Source organism: Micromonospora sp. LOL_024 (assembly GCF_048060415.1).
In the GTDB taxonomy this organism is placed as follows: Bacteria; Actinomycetota; Actinomycetes; order Mycobacteriales; family Micromonosporaceae; genus Micromonospora.
On sequence record NZ_JBHMIS010000003.1, the window covers coordinates 17439 to 34286 of the forward strand.

13 protein-coding genes are annotated in these 16848 nt (G+C 71.2%); 5 read left to right on the forward strand and 8 right to left on the reverse strand.

All coding sequences use genetic code 11. The features are described 5' to 3' along the window. From ACFHWY_RS05760 to ACFHWY_RS05785, 6 genes are all read right to left on the reverse strand, one after another. Positions 1 to 1458, reverse strand: coding sequence for a lipopolysaccharide biosynthesis protein (locus tag ACFHWY_RS05760; protein ID WP_416579044.1), 1458 nt, complete (start codon positions 1456 to 1458; stop codon positions 1 to 3). Further along, positions 1455 to 2678: a glycosyltransferase family 4 protein gene (locus ACFHWY_RS05765; RefSeq protein WP_416579045.1), complete on the reverse strand. Its 1224-nt coding sequence runs from the start codon at positions 2676 to 2678 to the stop codon at positions 1455 to 1457. Before ACFHWY_RS05765 ends, ACFHWY_RS05760 begins: the two co-directional genes overlap by 4 nt. A gap of 100 nt (positions 2679 to 2778) precedes the next feature. Further along, the gene (locus ACFHWY_RS05770; RefSeq protein WP_416579046.1) at positions 2779 to 6477 is read right to left on the reverse strand and encodes a DUF4082 domain-containing protein; all 3699 of its coding nucleotides are present in this window, start codon (positions 6475 to 6477) and stop codon (positions 2779 to 2781) included. Positions 6478 to 6675: 198 nt separating this feature from the next. Continuing rightward, the gene (locus ACFHWY_RS05775; RefSeq protein ID WP_416579047.1) at positions 6676 to 7518 is read right to left on the reverse strand and encodes a glycosyltransferase; all 843 of its coding nucleotides are present in this window, start codon (positions 7516 to 7518) and stop codon (positions 6676 to 6678) included. Next, positions 7515 to 8858: an O-antigen ligase family protein gene (locus tag ACFHWY_RS05780; RefSeq protein ID WP_416579048.1), complete on the reverse strand. Its 1344-nt coding sequence runs from the start codon at positions 8856 to 8858 to the stop codon at positions 7515 to 7517. The genes ACFHWY_RS05775 and ACFHWY_RS05780 overlap by 4 nt, the downstream gene beginning before the upstream one ends. A 35-nt stretch (positions 8859 to 8893) precedes the next feature. After that, a complete protein-coding gene (locus ACFHWY_RS05785) occupies positions 8894 to 9874 on the reverse strand; it encodes a hypothetical protein (RefSeq protein WP_416579049.1) in 981 nt (326 codons plus the stop codon). Between the two features lie 370 nt (positions 9875 to 10244). Here ACFHWY_RS05785 and ACFHWY_RS05790 point away from each other — a divergent pair, with 370 nt between their 5' ends. The 3 genes from ACFHWY_RS05790 to ACFHWY_RS05800 all read left to right on the forward strand — a co-directional run bounded on the left by ACFHWY_RS05790 (position 10245) and on the right by ACFHWY_RS05800 (position 13633). Beyond that, positions 10245 to 11555 carry a glycosyltransferase family 4 protein gene (locus ACFHWY_RS05790; protein WP_416579050.1) on the forward strand — a complete coding sequence of 437 codons (1311 nt, stop codon included), beginning with the start codon at positions 10245 to 10247 and terminating at the stop codon, positions 11553 to 11555. 83 nt (positions 11556 to 11638) lie between these two features. Then, positions 11639 to 12634, forward strand: coding sequence for a glycosyltransferase (locus ACFHWY_RS05795; RefSeq protein WP_416579051.1), 996 nt, complete (start codon positions 11639 to 11641; stop codon positions 12632 to 12634). Between the two features lie 24 nt (positions 12635 to 12658). Further along, positions 12659 to 13633, forward strand: coding sequence for a glycosyltransferase (locus tag ACFHWY_RS05800; RefSeq protein ID WP_416579052.1), 975 nt, complete (start codon positions 12659 to 12661; stop codon positions 13631 to 13633). On the opposite strand, the gene ACFHWY_RS05805 is transcribed toward ACFHWY_RS05800, so the two are convergent. After that, on the reverse strand, positions 13617 to 14282 hold the full coding sequence (locus ACFHWY_RS05805; RefSeq protein ID WP_416579053.1) for a polysaccharide deacetylase family protein: 666 nt from the start codon (positions 14280 to 14282) through the stop codon (positions 13617 to 13619). The two genes, ACFHWY_RS05800 and ACFHWY_RS05805, sit on opposite strands and share 17 nt — an antisense overlap. Before the next feature lie 385 nt (positions 14283 to 14667). On the opposite strand from ACFHWY_RS05805, the gene ACFHWY_RS05810 reads away from it, so the two are divergent. Together ACFHWY_RS05810 and ACFHWY_RS05815 are read left to right on the forward strand one after the other, a co-directional pair. Then, entirely contained in the window at positions 14668 to 15009 is a 342-nt protein-coding gene (locus ACFHWY_RS05810) for a divalent metal cation transporter (RefSeq protein WP_416579054.1), read from the forward strand. Next, a complete protein-coding gene (locus tag ACFHWY_RS05815; RefSeq protein ID WP_416579055.1) occupies positions 14997 to 15197 on the forward strand; it encodes a hypothetical protein in 201 nt (66 codons plus the stop codon). Before ACFHWY_RS05810 ends, ACFHWY_RS05815 begins: the two co-directional genes overlap by 13 nt. Positions 15198 to 15488: 291 nt before the next feature. Here the strand turns inward: ACFHWY_RS05815 and ACFHWY_RS05820 are convergent, their stop codons facing one another. Beyond that, positions 15489 to 16844, reverse strand: a complete 1356-nt coding sequence (locus ACFHWY_RS05820; protein ID WP_416579056.1) for a hemolysin family protein — start codon at positions 16842 to 16844, stop codon at positions 15489 to 15491. Between the last annotated feature and the right edge of the window lie 4 nt (positions 16845 to 16848).

The following is a 16848-nucleotide window of genomic DNA, read 5'->3' on the forward strand; positions in this document are numbered from 1 at the left end:
CTAGCCGACCGTCCTCAGGTCCCGGACGACGTGCCGCAGCCGGTAACCGAGGATCCCGATGGCGGCGAGCGCGGAGACACCCGAGACCGCGAGCACCACCAGGTCGGCCGCACCGGTCCGAGCCATCAGCAGGGACACCGCCGCGACCGCCGCGGCACCCAGCAGCGGCGCTCCCAACCGGGTTGCCACCGGCCGGGGCCCGATACCGGTCCGGCGCAGCGACGCGAGGTAGAGCGGGAGGATGACCAGCAGCGCGACGGCGAACTGCACCGCCGAAGCGCTCCACAGCCCGCCGGACACGCAGGCCGCGTAGAGGGCGGGCAACAGCACGACGAACCACACCGCCTGGACGGTGAGCACCACCTGGGTGTCGGCGATCACCACGAAGTAGTCGTAGAAGAGCTCGAAGAGGATGCGTAGCGCCGCCAGCGGCCCCAACCAGAGCAGCACCACCGACGCCGGCTGCCAGACCTCGCCGTAGAGGAGACGGATCAGCGGGCCCGACGTCGCGGCGAGCAGCAGGCAGGCCGGGACGGTTATCGCGGCGAGCAGGCCGAGGGCGGAGAGCAGCGATCGGCGCATGGCCGGCGGATCGTGGTGCAACCGGGCCAGCGCGGCCGGCACCACTGCCCGGATCGGCTGGGAGAAGACGGTGACCGGCCACTGGGCGAGTTGCAACGCCAGCACGTAGTAGCCGAGCGCGGTCGGACCGAGCGTCACGCCCACCACCACCCGGTCGAGGTTGGTGGTGGCGAAGACGACGATGCTGGAGCCGGCGAGCGGCAGGCCGAAACGGAGCAGGGCGCGGGCCTTCGCCGGGTCGAAGCCGAATCGCAGGCCCTGTGGCGCGAAGGCGAAGAAGAGCACCGCGCCGGCCAGCGAGCCGGCGAGCTGCCCGACGGCCAGACTCATCGCCCCGTTGCCGGCGAGTGCCAGGCCGATCGAGACCAACGCGCTGGTCCAGTTCGTCACCAGGTCGGCCACTGTCTTGCGGCCCTGACGGAACGCGCGTTGCAGCAGTGCCACCGGCGTCGCGACGAGCCCGCTGACGATCACGCTCAGCCCGAGGATCCGGATGACGGTAGTCGCCTCTGGGTCGCCGAGCGCGCGGGCGAGAACGGGCGCACCGAGGTAGAGCGCGCCGTAGACGGCGGTGCTGGTGAGTACCGAGAGCGTGGCGACCGTCGGAGCGATCTCCCGGGGGTCGCCGGGCCAGCGGACGATCGCCAGGCTCACCCCCAGTTCGTTGAAGCTGAGCACCGCCAGCAGGACCACCAGGGCCACCGCGAAGGTGCCGAAGGCGTCGGGGCCGAGGATCCGGGCCAACGCGATGCCGATCGCCAGGGTGCTGAACCGGCCGATGATGGTGCTCGCCATGCTCCAGCCCAGGGCCCGGGACGCCCTGGTGAAGAGCGTGGGTTCGGCGGCCGGTGCGGACGGGCGTTCCTCGACACTCACCCGAGCAGCCGCCGGATCCTCTGGCGGGCGGCGGGCGGCATCAGGTCGGCGGCGGCCTTGTGCCCGGCCACCCGGAGCCCCTCCCGCAGCCGGGTACCCGCCGCGGGCCGGTGCCGCAGCGCCCCGGCGTAGACCTCCTGCAGGGTATGGGTGGCCGCCTTCAGGCTGAACCGGCTCAGCACGAGCCGCCGCCCCCAGTCGCCACGGTCGGCGCGCAGGCGCCGGTCGCCGATCAGTTCGCCGATCTGTGCCACGAGCGGGGCCGGATCCAGGTCGCCGTCGCCGACGCCGTAGAAACCCCAGCGGAGGAAGTAGTCGATGGTCTCCGGTGCGCAACTCCGGGAGAAGCCCCCGATGCCCAGCACCACCAGCGGACGGCCGAAGGCCATCGCCCGCAACGCCGAACCACCCATGCCCAGAGCGATGTCCGCGGCGGCGTACGCCTCACGCGGATCGTCCATCGGGCCGGTCAGCACCACCGCCGGTCGGCCGAGCATCCGGTTCACCCGCGCCGCCTCGGCCGCCACGTCGGGTTCCGACGGGCCGCCGCCGGTCACCACGAACCGGAGCCGGTCGTCGTCGAGCAGCGGCAGCGCACGGATCGTCCGCAGCACGCCCTCCGCCTTCATGTCCGGTTCGAGCCGGGAGACGACACCGATCACGATCTCGTCGGCGGAGATGCCGTGGCGCCGGCGGAACGAGTGGCCGTCGACGACCGCCGGATCGTCGACGTCGGTGTTGACCGGAGGCTCGATCAGCGCCGCTCGGGGCCGGATCGCGGCGGTCTCCGCCACCAGTTGTGCGGTGCCGACGACAAGGCCACCGTAGCGGGGCAGCCAACGTGGCACCCGCATGCCGTAGACGGTGGTGACCATCGGAGTGCCCAGGCGCAGGTGCGGGCCGTAGAAGGCGTCGAGGGCCACCGAGAACTCGTACGCGTGCACCAGGTCGGCCCGGAAGCCGCGGACGGCGCGGGTCAGCGCCCGGGACAGTCCCGGCCGGACCGGCATTGTGTGGCCCAGACGCTCGGCCCGGTGCCGTACCGCGATCACCGGTAGTCCCGCCTGCCGCGCCAGGTCGACCACCGGCCCCGGCTGGTCCCGATAGTTACCGAAGACCGCGACCTCATGGCCCTGGTCCCGGACGCTGACCGCGAGATCCAGGGCGTTGAGTTGACTGCCCCCGAGTTCCAGATGGTGCAGGCCGACGAGCAGTCGCACCTTGTCCCCCACTTCGAGCGGTCGGCGGACGTACCGCCGGTTGGTGGATCGACGCCACGGGCGGGGCGTCGAGATCCGCGACGCTCCCGCCCGCCGGCGGTCAGTTCGTGGCGAACACCAGATCGACCCAGTAGTTCGCGCTCGACGACGAGGACGGGAATCCGTCTCCGGAACCGTAACGGTAGGTCGCGCCCGAAGCGGGCACGGTCAGCTGCCCGACAGTACGCGCCTCGGCCAGTCCGCCACCTGTCACCGAGTACCGGCCGACCGTGGTGTGGTAGGAGACGATGTACTGCTGGCCCTCGCTGACCGGCACAACCTCCGGGAAGTACGCGGTCTGCCATCCCGATGCCGTCTCGTCGGTGAAGGTCACGGTGGCCAACCGGCTACCGCCGGCGGACCAGAGAGACCCGGTGTGGGTGCCGGTGTTTCCCGGTCCCTTGTAGAACCGCACGCCGTAGACCTCACCGTCGGCGGACGGGGTGACCCGCATCCCCACCTCGACCGCGGCGTTGTCGTCCCAGTTCGCGACCGCCGGCTCGTCGGTCGAGGCGAAGACACCGTGGGCGCCGGGTGGCGGCGAACCCGGCTGCCCCGCCGGTGGGATCTCCTCGTCGGTCAGGAAGAGCGGGTCGACCCAGTAGTTCGTCGACTCGTAGGACTGGCTGGGAAAGCCGCTGGAGCCGTAGCGGAACACGCCGTTGTTGCCGCCGGGAGCCACCAGCGGCCCGATCGTCTGGGTGCCGGCGAAGTACCCGTTGTCGCCCGGGTAGAAGCCGTTGGGAGCGAAGTAGGAAGCCACGTAGTTCGTGCCGGCCTCCACCTCGACCGGGGAGGCGAAGTACGCGGTCCGCCATCCCACCGTGGTCGTGCTCGGCAGGGTGCTGACGCGCAACGGGGTGCCGGCGGCCGACCAGAGCGTCACCGGGTGGCTGCCGGTGTTGCCCGCCCCCTGGTAGAAGCGGACGCCCACCACCCTGCCGTCGGCCCGGGGCCGGAACGTCACACCCAACTCGACCGCCTCGGGATCGCTGTGCGCCGCAGTCTCCGGAACGTCGTCGGCGGCGAAGAGGGTGTGCACCTCACCGTCGATGGTGGTGAAGAACGACCAGGTGGCGTTCCCGGAACGCCCTTCGGTGTCCTCGGCCACGACGGTGGCGGTGTAGCTCGTCGAGGGGTCCAGCGGCGTCGACGGGCTGAAGGTCACCTTCTTCAGGCTGCCGTTGTAGGCGGTGGCCCCACCGACCGTGGCGCCGCCGCTGCTCAGGCTGAAGGAGATGGTGTCGGGTTCGAGTGCCTTGGAGAAGACGGCGGAGGGGTTGGCGTCGACGTCGACGTCAGCGGCGCTGTCGGCCGGAGTGGTGGTGGTGACGGCCGGGGGCAGTTCCTCGCTGACCGCGAAGGTCACGTCGACGTAGTAGTTCGCCGCGCCGAACGACTCGTTCGGGAAGCCACCCGAGGAGCCGTACCGGAACAGACCGTTGCCGGCGCCGGCCGCCGAGCGTGGTGCGACGAGCGGTCCGCTGGCCCAGTCGCGGGTGAAGGCCCAGTTGTCGGCGGCATAGTTGCCCGTGGGCGTGAAGTACGACGCGACGTAGGTCTGCTCCTCGGCGACCGGCACGGGCTCGGCGAAGGTGAGGGTCTGCCAGCCGGTCGCCGTCTCGTCGGTGAAGGTGCCGTCGGCGAGGAGTTGGCCGGAGTTGGTCCAGAGTCGGCCGAGGTGGGTGCCGACGTTGCCGGCGCCCTTGAAGAACCGCACACCGGTGACGTATCCGCCGGTCTGCGGCGTGAACCGGACGCCCAACTCGACCGCGCCGGCGTCGTCCACCGCGGGCTGCTTCGGCTCCCGCAGCCCGAACAGGGTGTTCGGGCCGCTGAGCTGGAACTCCCGGACGGCCGGGTTGCCGGTGTTGACGCTGTCGTCGGTCGCTCGTACCCGCACCACCTGGGTGCTCAGGCCCGCGGCGTGGAAGCTGTAAGACCAGGAGGTGGTACCCGTCGCCGGGTGCCAGCTCTCCCCGTCGTCGGTGGAGACCTCCACGGCGGCGACCCGTCCGCCGACGTCACTGGCGGTGCCGGTGATCGTCGCCTCGGCGCCCCGGGCCAGGGTCGTTCCCCCGGCGGGTGCGGAGATCGTCACGGTCGGCGCCGTGGTGTCCGTCGACGCCGTGGCCGCGGCCAGGGCGCTCATCCGGGTGGCCGGCTGCACGTCCATGTCGGCGAAGAGGTTGAGCACCGCCTGTTGCATCCGGCTGTCCGTCGGCGTGGACTGCCCGTCGTGCACCTCGTCAAGACCCCAGGTGTACTGGATGGTGCCGGCGCCGAAGACCAGTGCGCCGCTGTCCGCGCGGTACAGGGTCAGGTGGTGGGTGGTGACACCCGGTTCGACCTTGTTGCCGAAGTCCTGTAGCCGCTGCGGCACCTCGCCGGTGGTGGTGGAGAGCCGGATCAGACCCGGCGGCCGGAAGCCGTTGTCCTGGTCCTCGTCGGACTCGTAGCCCACGGTGTGCGGCGCCAGACTGGCGGACGTGCCGGCCGCCAGTGAGGTGAGGTTGGTGTTGCGCCAGAGGCGGTACTTGCCCTCCTCGGCCCGCACGGTCAGCGCGAGGTCGCCGTCGTTGACCATGAACATGGTGCCCATCAGTTCGTTCTCCGGGCGGCCACCGTTCGACGGCGGGCTGAACCGCGGGTCACGCCAGGTGCCGGTCCATTCGTCCGACGGGTCGATTTTCGCGTCGGCCCAGGTCTCCTTGTAGGTGACCAGGGTGCGGTAGGGGATGTCGGCGCCGTCCTTGCTGGTCTCGTACCGGGTCTTCCAGTAGACCGAGTTGCCGCTGAAGAAGGCGAGGTGGGTGCCGGCGTCGCGGGCCGCCTCGACGTTCTGCCGCTGGGCGCCGGACCAGTACTCGTCGTGCCCGACGGAGAGGAACACCTGGTGGTTCTGGATCAGCTCGCCGCGCCGGTCGCTGTCCACGTTGGTGGTGTAGCTGACGTCGTATCCGTTGCGCTCCAGGAATCGGATCATCGGATACTCGGCGCCGAAGAGGAAGTCCCGCCGCTCGACGCTGTTGCGGGTGGCGAAGGGCCGGTTGTAGCTCACCTTGTACGCGCGGCCGACCGAGCCGCCGCCGGAGTAGAAGTCGGAGCCTCCGTACTTGTTGTAGGCGTGCCAGGTGGCGTCGGAGGTCTGAAAGAAGAGGTCCGAGGTGCTGCTGTCCTGCCGGACGACGAAGGTGATGTGGCTGTCACCGCCGGTGTCGGTGCGCCGCAGCCGGGCGATGTGCACGCCGGAGACCGCCGTCGACGGCACGGTCCAGGACGCGGAGACCGCCCAGTTGCCGCAGTCGAACAGCGCGGTGGCCACGTCGGTGACGCACTCGGGCTGGTTCTGGGGCAACGACACCGAGGGGCTGACGTCGGCGACCTTGCGGGCGCCGTCCCCGCCGTACCAGCCGAGCCGGTAGATCTCGACGGTGTACGCCGCCGCATCAGTCTTGATCTTGAAGTCGACCTGTTGACCCGCGTTGACGCTGATGTCGGTCGCGAAGCCCTGGATCGACGGGTCGCCACTTCCGTCGATGTCCCACACCGAGGCAGGGGTTCCCGGCTTGCTGTTCTCACAGACGACCGGATTGACCATCGGGTCGCAGGGATCGGCGGAGGCGGCGCCGGGGAGCACGAAGGCACCCACCGCTGCCGCCACGACCAGCGCCACCGCGCCCGCCAACCGACGCCTGGCCACTGTGGACGATGACAACGCCTTTCGACGGTCGGCCCACCGCCCCTGATCTGTACTCACGACGTTGCTCCCTCGGACGTATCCCCACACCGACCTGTACGCAACGCCGTCAGGCTGCTACCGTCGGCTCTGATCGATCGACTAGCCTCGACGGCCGATCACGTCGGCGACACTGGCTTGCAAACAGTTTCGGCGGAGCCTATCGCCGTGCCGCCGGCCTGCACCCTGCGGCATCGGCCAGTTCTGCCGTACGACCGGTCAAGCTTTCCTACCGGCGGCTCGGCTCGTTCGGTCATGGCCCCAGGCGACCTGGCCGGCACGCCGTGCTCGACGGGCACCCCGGGCGGCCAGGAGGGTGATCGCGACGTAGCAGACGGCCGCCGGCGCCAACCACGGGGCGCGGGCAACCACATCGGTCAGCCAGGCGCGCCTGTTCGAACGGCGGACCCCCGGCAACGTCTCGCGCAGGTCGGCGTTGCCGGCACGGACCCGCACCAGGCGCCGGATCAGGTCGTCCGCCCCGATCGGCGCCGCCACCCGCACCGACGTCGTGGTCACGAGGAGCCGTTCCTGCTCGGTGAAGAGAGAATCGAGGAAGAGGTCGTCGGCGGTCTCCGCGGGAAACAGCCCGAACCGCTCCCGGCCCGTGCGGGAGAGTGCGACCACCCCGCGGCCGTACAGACCTCCGACGACGGCGGGCAGCCGGGAGTGGATGGCGTAGTAGGCGCGCACCGCCGGTGACCGCCCGGACAGTTCCATCCGCCGGGCCGGTACGGCCGCCAGCGCACCGGAGCGGTCCAGTTCCCGGGCGAGCACGTCGAGGGCACCCTCGTCGAGGAGCACGTCGGCGTCGAGAAAGACACGCGGAAAGCCGGTGGCCACGGCGTCACCGGCGTTCAGGGCCGCCGCCTTCCCGGGCTCGGCCACCTCCACGACGGTGACGCCACGGCGACGGGCCACCGCCGCGGTCTCGTCCGAGCAACCGTTCGGTACGACGATCACCTGCGCCGGATCCGCGACGACGGCGTTGCGCAGCACGTTGTCGAGGCAACGGTCGAGGACCGTGGCCTCGTTGTGCGCGGCTATCACGATGCTGGTCAATCGAATCCCCGTACGGTCGAGGTGCGGATGATACGGGCAGGGTGGGTCAACCGCCAGACCGCGCCGCTCAGTCCCACGAAGAGGGCCAGGCTGATGGCGAAGGTCGTGTAGTAGAGCGAGTCGAAGGTCCCCCCGACCACCACGGCGACCAGTTGGGCCGAGACGAGGGCCGTGCAGAGGTGGCGGTCCTCCTCCCGGGTAGCGCGACGGAACGCGATCACCGCGAGCGCGATGCTGACCACGTGCACGGCGAGCAGGGCGAACACGCCGACGACTCCTCCGGTCACCACGGTGTAGAGCCACTGGTTGTCCAGAATCGTGTCGCGCACCGGATCGGCCAGCAACGTCCGTGGCCCCCGGCCCAACCACGGACGCTGGTCGAAGAAGTGCCCCACCAGCTCGTAGTCGTTGGTCCGCCCTTCGATGCTCGGGTCGACCCCCACGTTCAGGAACATCGACTTGAGCGTGCCCAGCACTCCCGGCTTGAGGAACATGATCGCCATCACCGCGCCGGCGCCCAGGAACAGGAACGTGTACCGAAGTCGCCACGACCAGACAGGCACCATGACGAGCAGGGCGAGCGCGAGCGCCACGATGCCGGTGCGGGAGATGGACATCGGGTTGGCCACGGCAGCGAGCATCGCGCACACCGCCGCCAGCCGCCGGTGGCTTCGGCGGGGAGCGAACCGGGCCACGTGGATACCGAAGGGCACCATCATCGCCATGACCGCGCCGTACTCGATGTAGTGGACCGTGGTGCCGGCCACCCGGAACTGGCCCTCGTCCCCGCGCTGCCCGAAACCGGCCAGACCGCCCTTGACCTCCAGGCCCGGGATCACCAGGTGTGTCGAGACGTCGTACTTGAAGACCGCCTGGATGATGCCCACGATCGCCATGAATCCGGTACACCAGACGGCCACCTGGAGCACGCGGTTGAGCCGGTCCCAGTTTCGGATCCCGTCGGCGGCGATGAGCGCCACGCCCAGGAACTCGAGCAGTTGCAGCGTCGCGAAGTCCTGCGCGTTCGCCTCCTGGGTGGGCAGGCCACGCAGCAAACCGGCCAGGTACGACATCAGATGTGCGACGAGGTAGAGGCCGAGCACCCAGCGGATGGGCTGCGGCCCGACGAGCAGCAGCCTCGGATTGAGCCGGACCAGGCACCACCACGCGAAGAGCAGCAGCGCCAGTAGCAGCGCCGGGCGACCGGCGTAGGTCAGGTTGGGCACGATCAGGGTGCCGGGCAGCACGTAGAGCAGGACGATGGTCAGGCCGAGCAGTACGGAGACGTCCAGCCGGGACCGGGACCGGCGGATGCCGTACGTGCCGTGCGACAGGAGCATCGGCTCGAGGTCGACAGGGTGGTACGCAGTTGCCGTCACTGCCGGTCGGCGCCGCTCCTACGCGGCCAGTTGGCGGAGTGGGAGATCGGCAGCACGACCGTGGCGTCGCTGTCGGCCGGTGGGGGGGCGGGTGCCGGGCGTCGCTGGTCGGCGTCACCGCGCTGGGTGGGATGTTCGCCGGCGGAGTGCTCCCGTCGGACCGGCTGAGGCGCGGCCCCGCCGCCCGCCGGCTGGTTCGCGCCAGGTCCCGGCTGCGGCCGGGCCGGCCGCGGCACAGCCGCGGTCGCGGTCGCAGCGGAAGCCCGGCCCGCCGACCCGATCACCTGGGTGGCCTCGCTGTCGAAGGACGCGGCCGCCGGACGCCTCGCGGGCTGGGAGCCGGCCTCGCCGGGCGTCGCCGCCCCGCCTCCGGCGCCGGCCCGTCGGCGGCCCCGACGGCGCAGCAGCGCGTCCGCCGCGACCGTCACCCCCGCCGCGATCAGCAGCCCGCCGCCGAGCGTCACGACCAGCACCCGCATAACCTTCGAGTTCTGTACCTCGACCTCGGTGCCGTCGTCGAGCGCAAGGGTGGTGATCAGGTCGCCCTCCCCCACCTGCAACGAGCTCTGCCGTTCGGCGACCGCGTCTGCGATCAGATTGAGCATCCGCCTGGCGGTGGCGGTGGCCTGCTCCGGAGAGCTGCCCACCGCCTCGATCTCGAAGAGCGGCACCCGGTCCATCACGACGGTGACGTTGTCGGAAAGGCCGTCCGCCGCCATCTGCTTGAGCACGGCCTGTCGGGTCACATCGATCATCGCGGCGTTGCCCAACGCGATGTAGCCGAGGTCGAACCAGGGATTCTTGATCGGCTTCTGCCGACCGTCCGCTCCGGTGACGACCGGCGGCGGGATCAACTGGATGTGCGCCCTCGCGCTGTAGTCCGGTTTCACCACCTGGCTCGTCACACCGCCGAGCAGGAGGACGACCAGCATGAGGGGCAGGGAGATATACCAGCGCCGGAAGAGCAGCTTGGTCATGTCCCACAGGTCCACTAGATCCCCTTGCTGAATTCCAGGTGAAGTCGAGGGGCGCGCCGCAGCACGGAACGCCGGGACCAGCCGGCGGACTCGATGCTACGGGGCCCAGGCAAGTGTCTCCGCGCCGGCAATACCTTGGCAAGAAAGAGCGAACACTCGGACGAAACTTAGATCTGGGACGAGGACCACAATGCCGACTTATTGACCAATCAGTCGGCGGGTTGACAGACGGCACAGTACCAACGGGGGATGTACCGACGCCCTGATTCCACGATCGTGACACCGGCGACACGGTCCTCGCCGTCAGCCGATGACGGCACGACCGGCCTCCTCGCGGGCGGCGATCGACCTGTCGCCGGAGGGGGCATCCATGACCGCAGCAGGGTCGCGGGCGAACGCGCACGCGGAAACCACCACCACCGGCCCGACGGTGCGGCGGCCACACGTCGCCATCGCCGTCGTCAACCTGCCGGCCGAGCGGGACCGGCGGGTGATCCGGGAGAGCCTCGCGCTGGAGAGTGCGGGCTACCGCGTGACCGTCATCTGCCCGCGTGGCCGAGACGGGCTGCGTCAGCTGCCCGGCAGCCGGGACACCGCGATCCGCTCCTTTCCCCAACCCTTCGCCGGCGCCGGGCTGCTCTCCTTCGCCGCGGAGTTCGCCTGGGCGTTCCTCTGCGTCGCGTGGCACCTCGCCGTGCTGGTCGCCCGGCACCGGGTGGTGGCCGCGCAGGTCTGCAACCCGCCGGACGTCTTCTGGCCACTGGCGCTGGTGATGCGGGCCACCGGCCGTGGCTGGATCTTCGACCACCACGATCTGAGCCCCGAGTTGTACGCCTGCAAGACCGCCACGCCGCGGCCCGCGGTCAGCCGGCTGCTCACCTGGTTCGAACGGCTCTCGATGCGGTTCGCCGACGAGGTGGTCGCCACCAACGAGTCCTACCGTCAGATCGCACTGACCCGGGGTGGCTGTGCGCCCGAGAAGGTGACGATCGTGCGCAACGGGCCCGCCGCTGGCGAGATCGCCGCCCCGGCACCGGGAGACCCGGCGGACGACAAGCAGATCGTCTACATCGGGGTGATCAACGAGCAGGATCACGTGGACCGCGCCGTCCTGGCGGCCGAACGGCTCGTCGGGCTACGGGGCCGGGACGGCTGGGAGATGGTCATCGCCGGGGACGGCGAGTGCCTGCCCGTGCTGCGGGCCATGGTCGACGAGCGTGGGCTAGGCGATGTGGTCCGCTTCACCGGATGGCTCCAGGCACCGGAGGTCGACGCGCTGCTGCGCGGCGCCACCCTCGGCATCCAACCGGACGTCTTCAGCGACATGACCAATCTGTCGACGATGGCCAAGACGGTGGAGTACCTGGCCAGAGGGCTACCGGTGGTGGCGGTCGACCTGCTGGAGACCCGCCGCACGGCCGGCGCGGCCGGGCGGTACGTCGCCACCGGCAGTGGGGACGAGTTCGGCAAGGCGATCGACGAACTGCTCGACGACGAGGCGCGGCTGGCGCAGATGAGGGCGGTCGCCCGCGACCGGTTCACCGCCGTCCTCGCCTGGGAGCACCAGGCAGCCGCCTACCTGGGTGTCTGGCGCCGGCTGGCGCCAACGCCGAACTCTTTGCCACCCGCCGCGCCCACCGACGCGACCCCGCCACCCGCCGCCCCCGACGGCTCCTCGTGATCGGCACGGCGAGGCGCGCGGGGCGGGCCTGGCTCGGGCGGCTCGGCCACGCTCGGGAACTGCGGCAACGGACCCCCCCGACGATGCGGTACGAGACCAACCACGCCGGGGCGGGCGCCGTCTACTACCTCAGCCCCGACGACAACAAGCCCAGCGGCGGCATCCGCAACCTCTACCGGCATGTCGACCTACTCAACGAGTCGGGCACGGCCGCCACGGTGCTGCACTCCCGGCCGGGCTTCCGCGCCGACTGGTTCGCCAACGACACCCGGGTCACCGCCGCCGGGCAGGTCACGCTCGGCCCGACGGATCTCCTGGTGGTGCCCGAGTACTACGGGCCTGGGCTGCACCGGCTACCCGCCCAGGCCCGGAAGCTGATCTTCAACCAGAACGCCTACCAGACCTTCGCCGAGGTACCGTTCGCCGGCACCTCGGCCGGTGCGCCCTATCGGGGCTGCCCCGGCGTCGAGGCGCTGCTGACCGTCTCCAGGGACAACGTCGCGCTGCTGCGCCATGCCTTCACGGACCTCGACGTCCGGCTGGCCCGGGTGGTGGTCGACCCGGAGGTCTTCCACCCCCCGGATCGTCCGGCCGCACGGCGAATCGGCCACATGCCGCGCCGCCGCACCGCCGAGCAGGAGCAGCTGCTGCACATCCTGCGGTCCCGGGGCGCGCTCGACGGTTGGGAACTCGTATCGATCGACGGGCTGACCGAGACGGCGACCGCCGAGGCGTTGCGTGGCTGCGCGATCTTTCTCAGCTTCAGCGAGCGGGAGGGATTCGGCCTCCCGCCGGCCGAGGCGATGGCGAGCGGCGCGTACGTGGTCGGCTTCACCGGCCTCGGCGGACGGGACTTCTTCGACCCCCGGTACTGCGCCCCGGTCGCCGAGGGTGACCTGCTGAGCTACGCGGTCGCGGTCGAGAAGGCGATACGCCGTTACGAGGAGGACCCGGCCGCCCTGGTGTCGGCCGGGCACACGGCCGCCGAACGGATCCGTGCCGAGTACCACCCCGACGGCCTGCGCGCCGACCTCGCCGACGTGTACCGGACCTTCCGCGACCGTGCGGTGCCCACCTAATCCCGCCCCGAGGAGCCCAGCCGCGTGAGCACAACCGAGACACCCGGTTCCGGCGACATGCTCGCCGTCATCGTCGTCACCTACAACAGCGCCGCCGTCGTGCCGGGCCTGCTGGACTCCCTGGGGCCCGGGCTCGCTGGTCTGCGCTGGCAGCTCACGGTCGCCGACAACGCCTCGTCGGACGGCACGGCGGAGACGGTCCGGCGGCTGATGCCCGTCGCGCGCGTCGTGGAGACCGGCCACAACGGCGGCTACTCGGCCGGAATCAACGCCGCTGCGGCCGCCGCCGGGCCCTTCACCTCGGTGCTCATCCTCAACCCGGACATCCGGCTCGCGCCGGGCTGCGGACGGCACCTGGTCGACCTGCAGCGCCGGGGCGGCGACGGCATCGTGGTTCCCCTGGTGACCATGGCCGACGGCGGCCCCGAGCACACCCTCCGCCGGGAACCGACCGTGCTGCGTGCGCTCGGTGACGCGTTCGTCGGTGCCGAACGGGCCGGCCGCCTTCCCGTGCTCGGTGAGGTGGTCACCGATCCCGCCGCCTACCGCCGGGAGTCGACCTCGGACTGGGCTGTCGGCTCCGCGATGCTCGTCAGCGGGCGGTGCTGGTCGGCGTGCGCACCGTGGGACGAGTCGTTCTTCCTCTACTCGGAGGAGACGGACTTCGCCCTGCGGGCACGCGACGCCGGGTTCCCGACCCGGTTGGCCCCGGCCGCCCGGGCCACCCACATCGGCGGTGATTCCCGGGCGGCTCCCTGGATGTGGCGGTTGCTGACGCTCAACAAGGTGCGCCTGTACCGACGCCGGCACGGCCGGGTGGCCACGGCCGCCTACTGGGCGGCGGTGCTGCTGCGCGAACTCAGCCGCGCCGCCCTCGGCAGCCCGACCAGCCGGGCCGCGGCGGCGGCGCTGCTGCGCCCGGGGTCCCTGCGTGAGGCGCCCGGTCCGCCCACCGACCAGCGAGCCGCGGTCGGTACCGGCCTCAACGCCAGCGCTTGACCAGCCCGGCGGCGTGCGACCGGGCCCGGCCGAGCAGTCCCGGCCCGAGGACGATGTCGCGCAGGCCCGCGGCGGTGTCCTCGGCCCGCACGCTGTAGCGCGGCTGCAACCACGCCCCGGCTCGCGCCGGACGCCGGTCGCTGGTGAACACCCGCCGGTAGCCGGCCGCCCTCAGCCGGGCCAGCACGGCCCGGTCGTACCGGCCGAGTGGGCAGGCGGCCTGATCCACCGTCTCGCCGGTGATCTCCGCGAGCCTGTCACGGGCCGTGTCGAACTCCTCGGTCGCCTCGGCGGCGGTGAGGCGACGCCACGGACGGTGCCACATTCCGTGGCTACCCACCGGCATCCCGTGCCGCCGCAGCTCCCGGACGCCGTCGCCAGCCACACTGCCGGGCGCACCGAGCCTGCCGGCGATGATGAAGAAGGTGGCACTGACCTGCCGCTCAAGCAGCGCGGGCAGCCCCACGTCGAGGTCCGAGGCGTTGCCGTCGTCAAAGCTGAGGCGCGCCTGCGGCCAGGTCACCACCTCGTCGAGGAGTTCGTGGAACCGGTCGACGCTGACCCAGTAGCGTTCCTCGCCCGGCTCCAACTCCCGGCGCGGCGTACCGATTCCGTGGAACAGGATGTTGATCACGCGTTGGTCGGTCATGACTCTCCTGTGCGCAGGGATGACGGGAACGAGTCCGTCAGCCGGTCGGGGTCGTTCGCTCAGCAATGTACGGGCCGGACGCGAGGGCGCAGGTGGCGGCGCGTTGCGAACCGCGACGACCGGACCCAGGTGGTAAATCCGGAAGTCGTCGACCATCGCGCCGCCCAGGTTCCCGAGATTCGGGCCAGCCGGCACATATAGCAGCAGATGCCGTCTTCTTCTTGGATCGCATGCTTCTCGGCCATATCGTCGGACGATGACCGAGCCCGGGCCGCCGACGTGAAGAAGCTCCTCGCCGCCACGCTCGGCATCCTGTCCGCGGTGGGAGGCTTCGCCCGACATCGGCGATCTCGTCGCCGCCAGTCAGGCCGGAGCCCGGTTCGGCATGGCCCACACCTGGGTGCTGCTGCTCGGCGTGATCGCGATCTGCGCGTACGCCGACATGGCCGGACGAATCGCGGCGATCACCGGTCGGGCCGTGTTCGACCTGATCCGGGAACGACTCGGTGCGCGGACGGCGCTGGTCAACCTGGCCGCCTCCTACCTGGTCACCGTGATCACCCTAGCCGCCGAGCTGGGCGGGGTGGCGCTGGCACTGCGGCTGGCAGTGGGGCTAGCGGGTCAGCGCTCGGTCCGGACGGCGTGCCGTACCTTCGGGCGCTGCTCAGCGGGCCGGGCGCGCTCGGGCTGCGGGTCGGCGGCCGGCTCGGCCGGATGTTGGTGCTGACCGCCGAGCGGTTCGTAACCGACCGGCCGATGGCACCGCTACGCATCCCGTACACGCTGGTCGAGCGGGTCGGCAGCGCGGTGCGGCTACGCATCCGGGCCGAGGAGCTGGCCGCCCCACCGGTGGAGGCGTGGCTACGTCGCAACGTGATCGGCCGGATCCCCGGAGCCGACCGTGCGAGCGGGTGAACTGCTGGGCCGGACCGCGTACGACGAGCGGGGACGGCGCCTGGGGCGGGTGGTGGACCTGGTGGTAAGGGGCTCCCCCGACGGCCCGCTGCGGCTGACCGACCTGCTCGTCAGCCGGCACTGGTACGGCCGGGTCAGCGGACGGCTGATCGGATCGGGGCGGCCCCGGCAGGACCGTCGGCGATTCGGGCGATGGCTCGGCTGCTCAGCCGCAGCACCGTGCAGGTGCCACTGCACCTGGTCCGGCTGGACCCGCCGCTGCCGGAGCCGACCAGCCGGTCGAGGGCTGACTCAACCACGGGTGCCGTCCAGCACGCCGGATGCGTCGGCAGCCTGCTCATCATGCTGGCCGTCGGGCGCGGCGCAGGCCGGTTCCTCGGCGAGGCGCCGCAGCCGTACCTCGGAGACGGCCCGGTCGTCGGCGAGGGTGACCTCCAGTCGCCAGCCGTCGACGGTGAGACGCTCACCGGGCACCGGAATCCGACCCAGGCCGGCCAGCACCAGGCCGGCGACGGTGGTGTAGTCGCCCTCCGGACGCCCGGGCAGGTCCACGCTGATATCCGGCAAATCGTGCACCGGGAAGGTCCCGGGCAGCACCAACGCGCCGTCGCCCTCGCTGATCACCTGACGGATGTCCCGGTCGGTCTCGTCGTAGATCTCCCCGACGATCTCCTCCAGAATGTCCTCCAGCGTGACGATGCCCTCGACGGCACCGCGCTCGTCCACGACCAGGGCCATGTGCTGCCGTTCGGCTTTGAACAGCCGCAGCGCGTCGATCACCAGTACCGAGTCCGGCAACAGCATCGGCGCTCGGGCGTAGTCGTCGGCCGGCTGGTCGTCCCGTACGCCCACCAGGTCCCGCAGGTGGATGACGCCGACCGTCTCGTCCAGGCCGCCGTGGCGCACCACCGGCGCGCGGGAGTGTCCGGAGGCGGCCAGCACCAGCCGGGCGTCCACGGCGGTGGTGCCGCTGTCCAGGCAGAAGACCTGAAGCCGGGGTACCAGCACCGCACGCAGCTTGCGCTCGGCGATCTCGACTGCGCCGGCGATGATGGTCTGCTGCTCCTTGGTGAAGCCGTGGTGGCCGGCGACGATGTCCCGCAGCTCGTCCGGGCTGATTTCATCCCGCTCGGGCTTCGGGTCCAGCCCGAACAGCCGCACCACCAGGTCACTGGTGGCGCCGAGCACCCAGACGGCCGGCCGGGTGATGGCGGCAAGCAGATCCAGCGGGCGGGCCACCAGCAGCGCCCACCGCTCCGGTATCTGCATGGCGATCCGTTTCGGGGCCAGCTCGCCGAAGACCAGGGTGACGAAGGTCAGCACCAGGGTCACCAGCACGACCGAGACCGGCCCGGCGGCCCGACCGAACACGCCGTCCAGCAGCGGGACCAGCGGCCGGGCCAGGGACACCGCGGCGGCCGCCGAGGCGAGGAAGCCGGCCAGGGTGATGCCGATCTGGATGGTGGCCAGGAAACGGTTGGGGTCCCGGGCCAGCCGGGCCAGCACCCGGCCCGCGCGGCCGGTCCGTTCCAGTCGCTGGACCTGGCTGTCCCGCAGCGACACCAGGGCGAGTTCGCTGCCCGCGAAGATCGCGTTCAAGACGATCAGGACTCCGACCAGGGCCAGCTGGCTCCAGTAGCTCTGCACGCCC

What these genes read in the sequence shown, in the direction of transcription:
- ACFHWY_RS05785 (WP_416579049.1), bottom strand. Translation starts at nt 9,874, where the DNA reads ATGACCAAGCTGCTCTTCCGGCGCTGGTATATCTCCCTGCCCCTCATG.
- ACFHWY_RS05780 (WP_416579048.1), bottom strand. Translation starts at nt 8,858, where the DNA reads ATGCTCCTGTCGCACGGCACGTACGGCATCCGCCGGTCCCGGTCCCGG.
- ACFHWY_RS05790 (WP_416579050.1), top strand. Translation starts at nt 10,245, where the DNA reads ATGACCGCAGCAGGGTCGCGGGCGAACGCGCACGCGGAAACCACCACC.
- ACFHWY_RS05795 (WP_416579051.1), top strand. Translation starts at nt 11,639, where the DNA reads ATGCGGTACGAGACCAACCACGCCGGGGCGGGCGCCGTCTACTACCTC.
- ACFHWY_RS05815 (WP_416579055.1), top strand. Translation starts at nt 14,997, where the DNA reads ATGTTGGTGCTGACCGCCGAGCGGTTCGTAACCGACCGGCCGATGGCA.
- ACFHWY_RS05810 (WP_416579054.1), top strand. Translation starts at nt 14,668, where the DNA reads ATGGCCCACACCTGGGTGCTGCTGCTCGGCGTGATCGCGATCTGCGCG.
- ACFHWY_RS05805 (WP_416579053.1), bottom strand. Translation starts at nt 14,282, where the DNA reads ATGACCGACCAACGCGTGATCAACATCCTGTTCCACGGAATCGGTACG.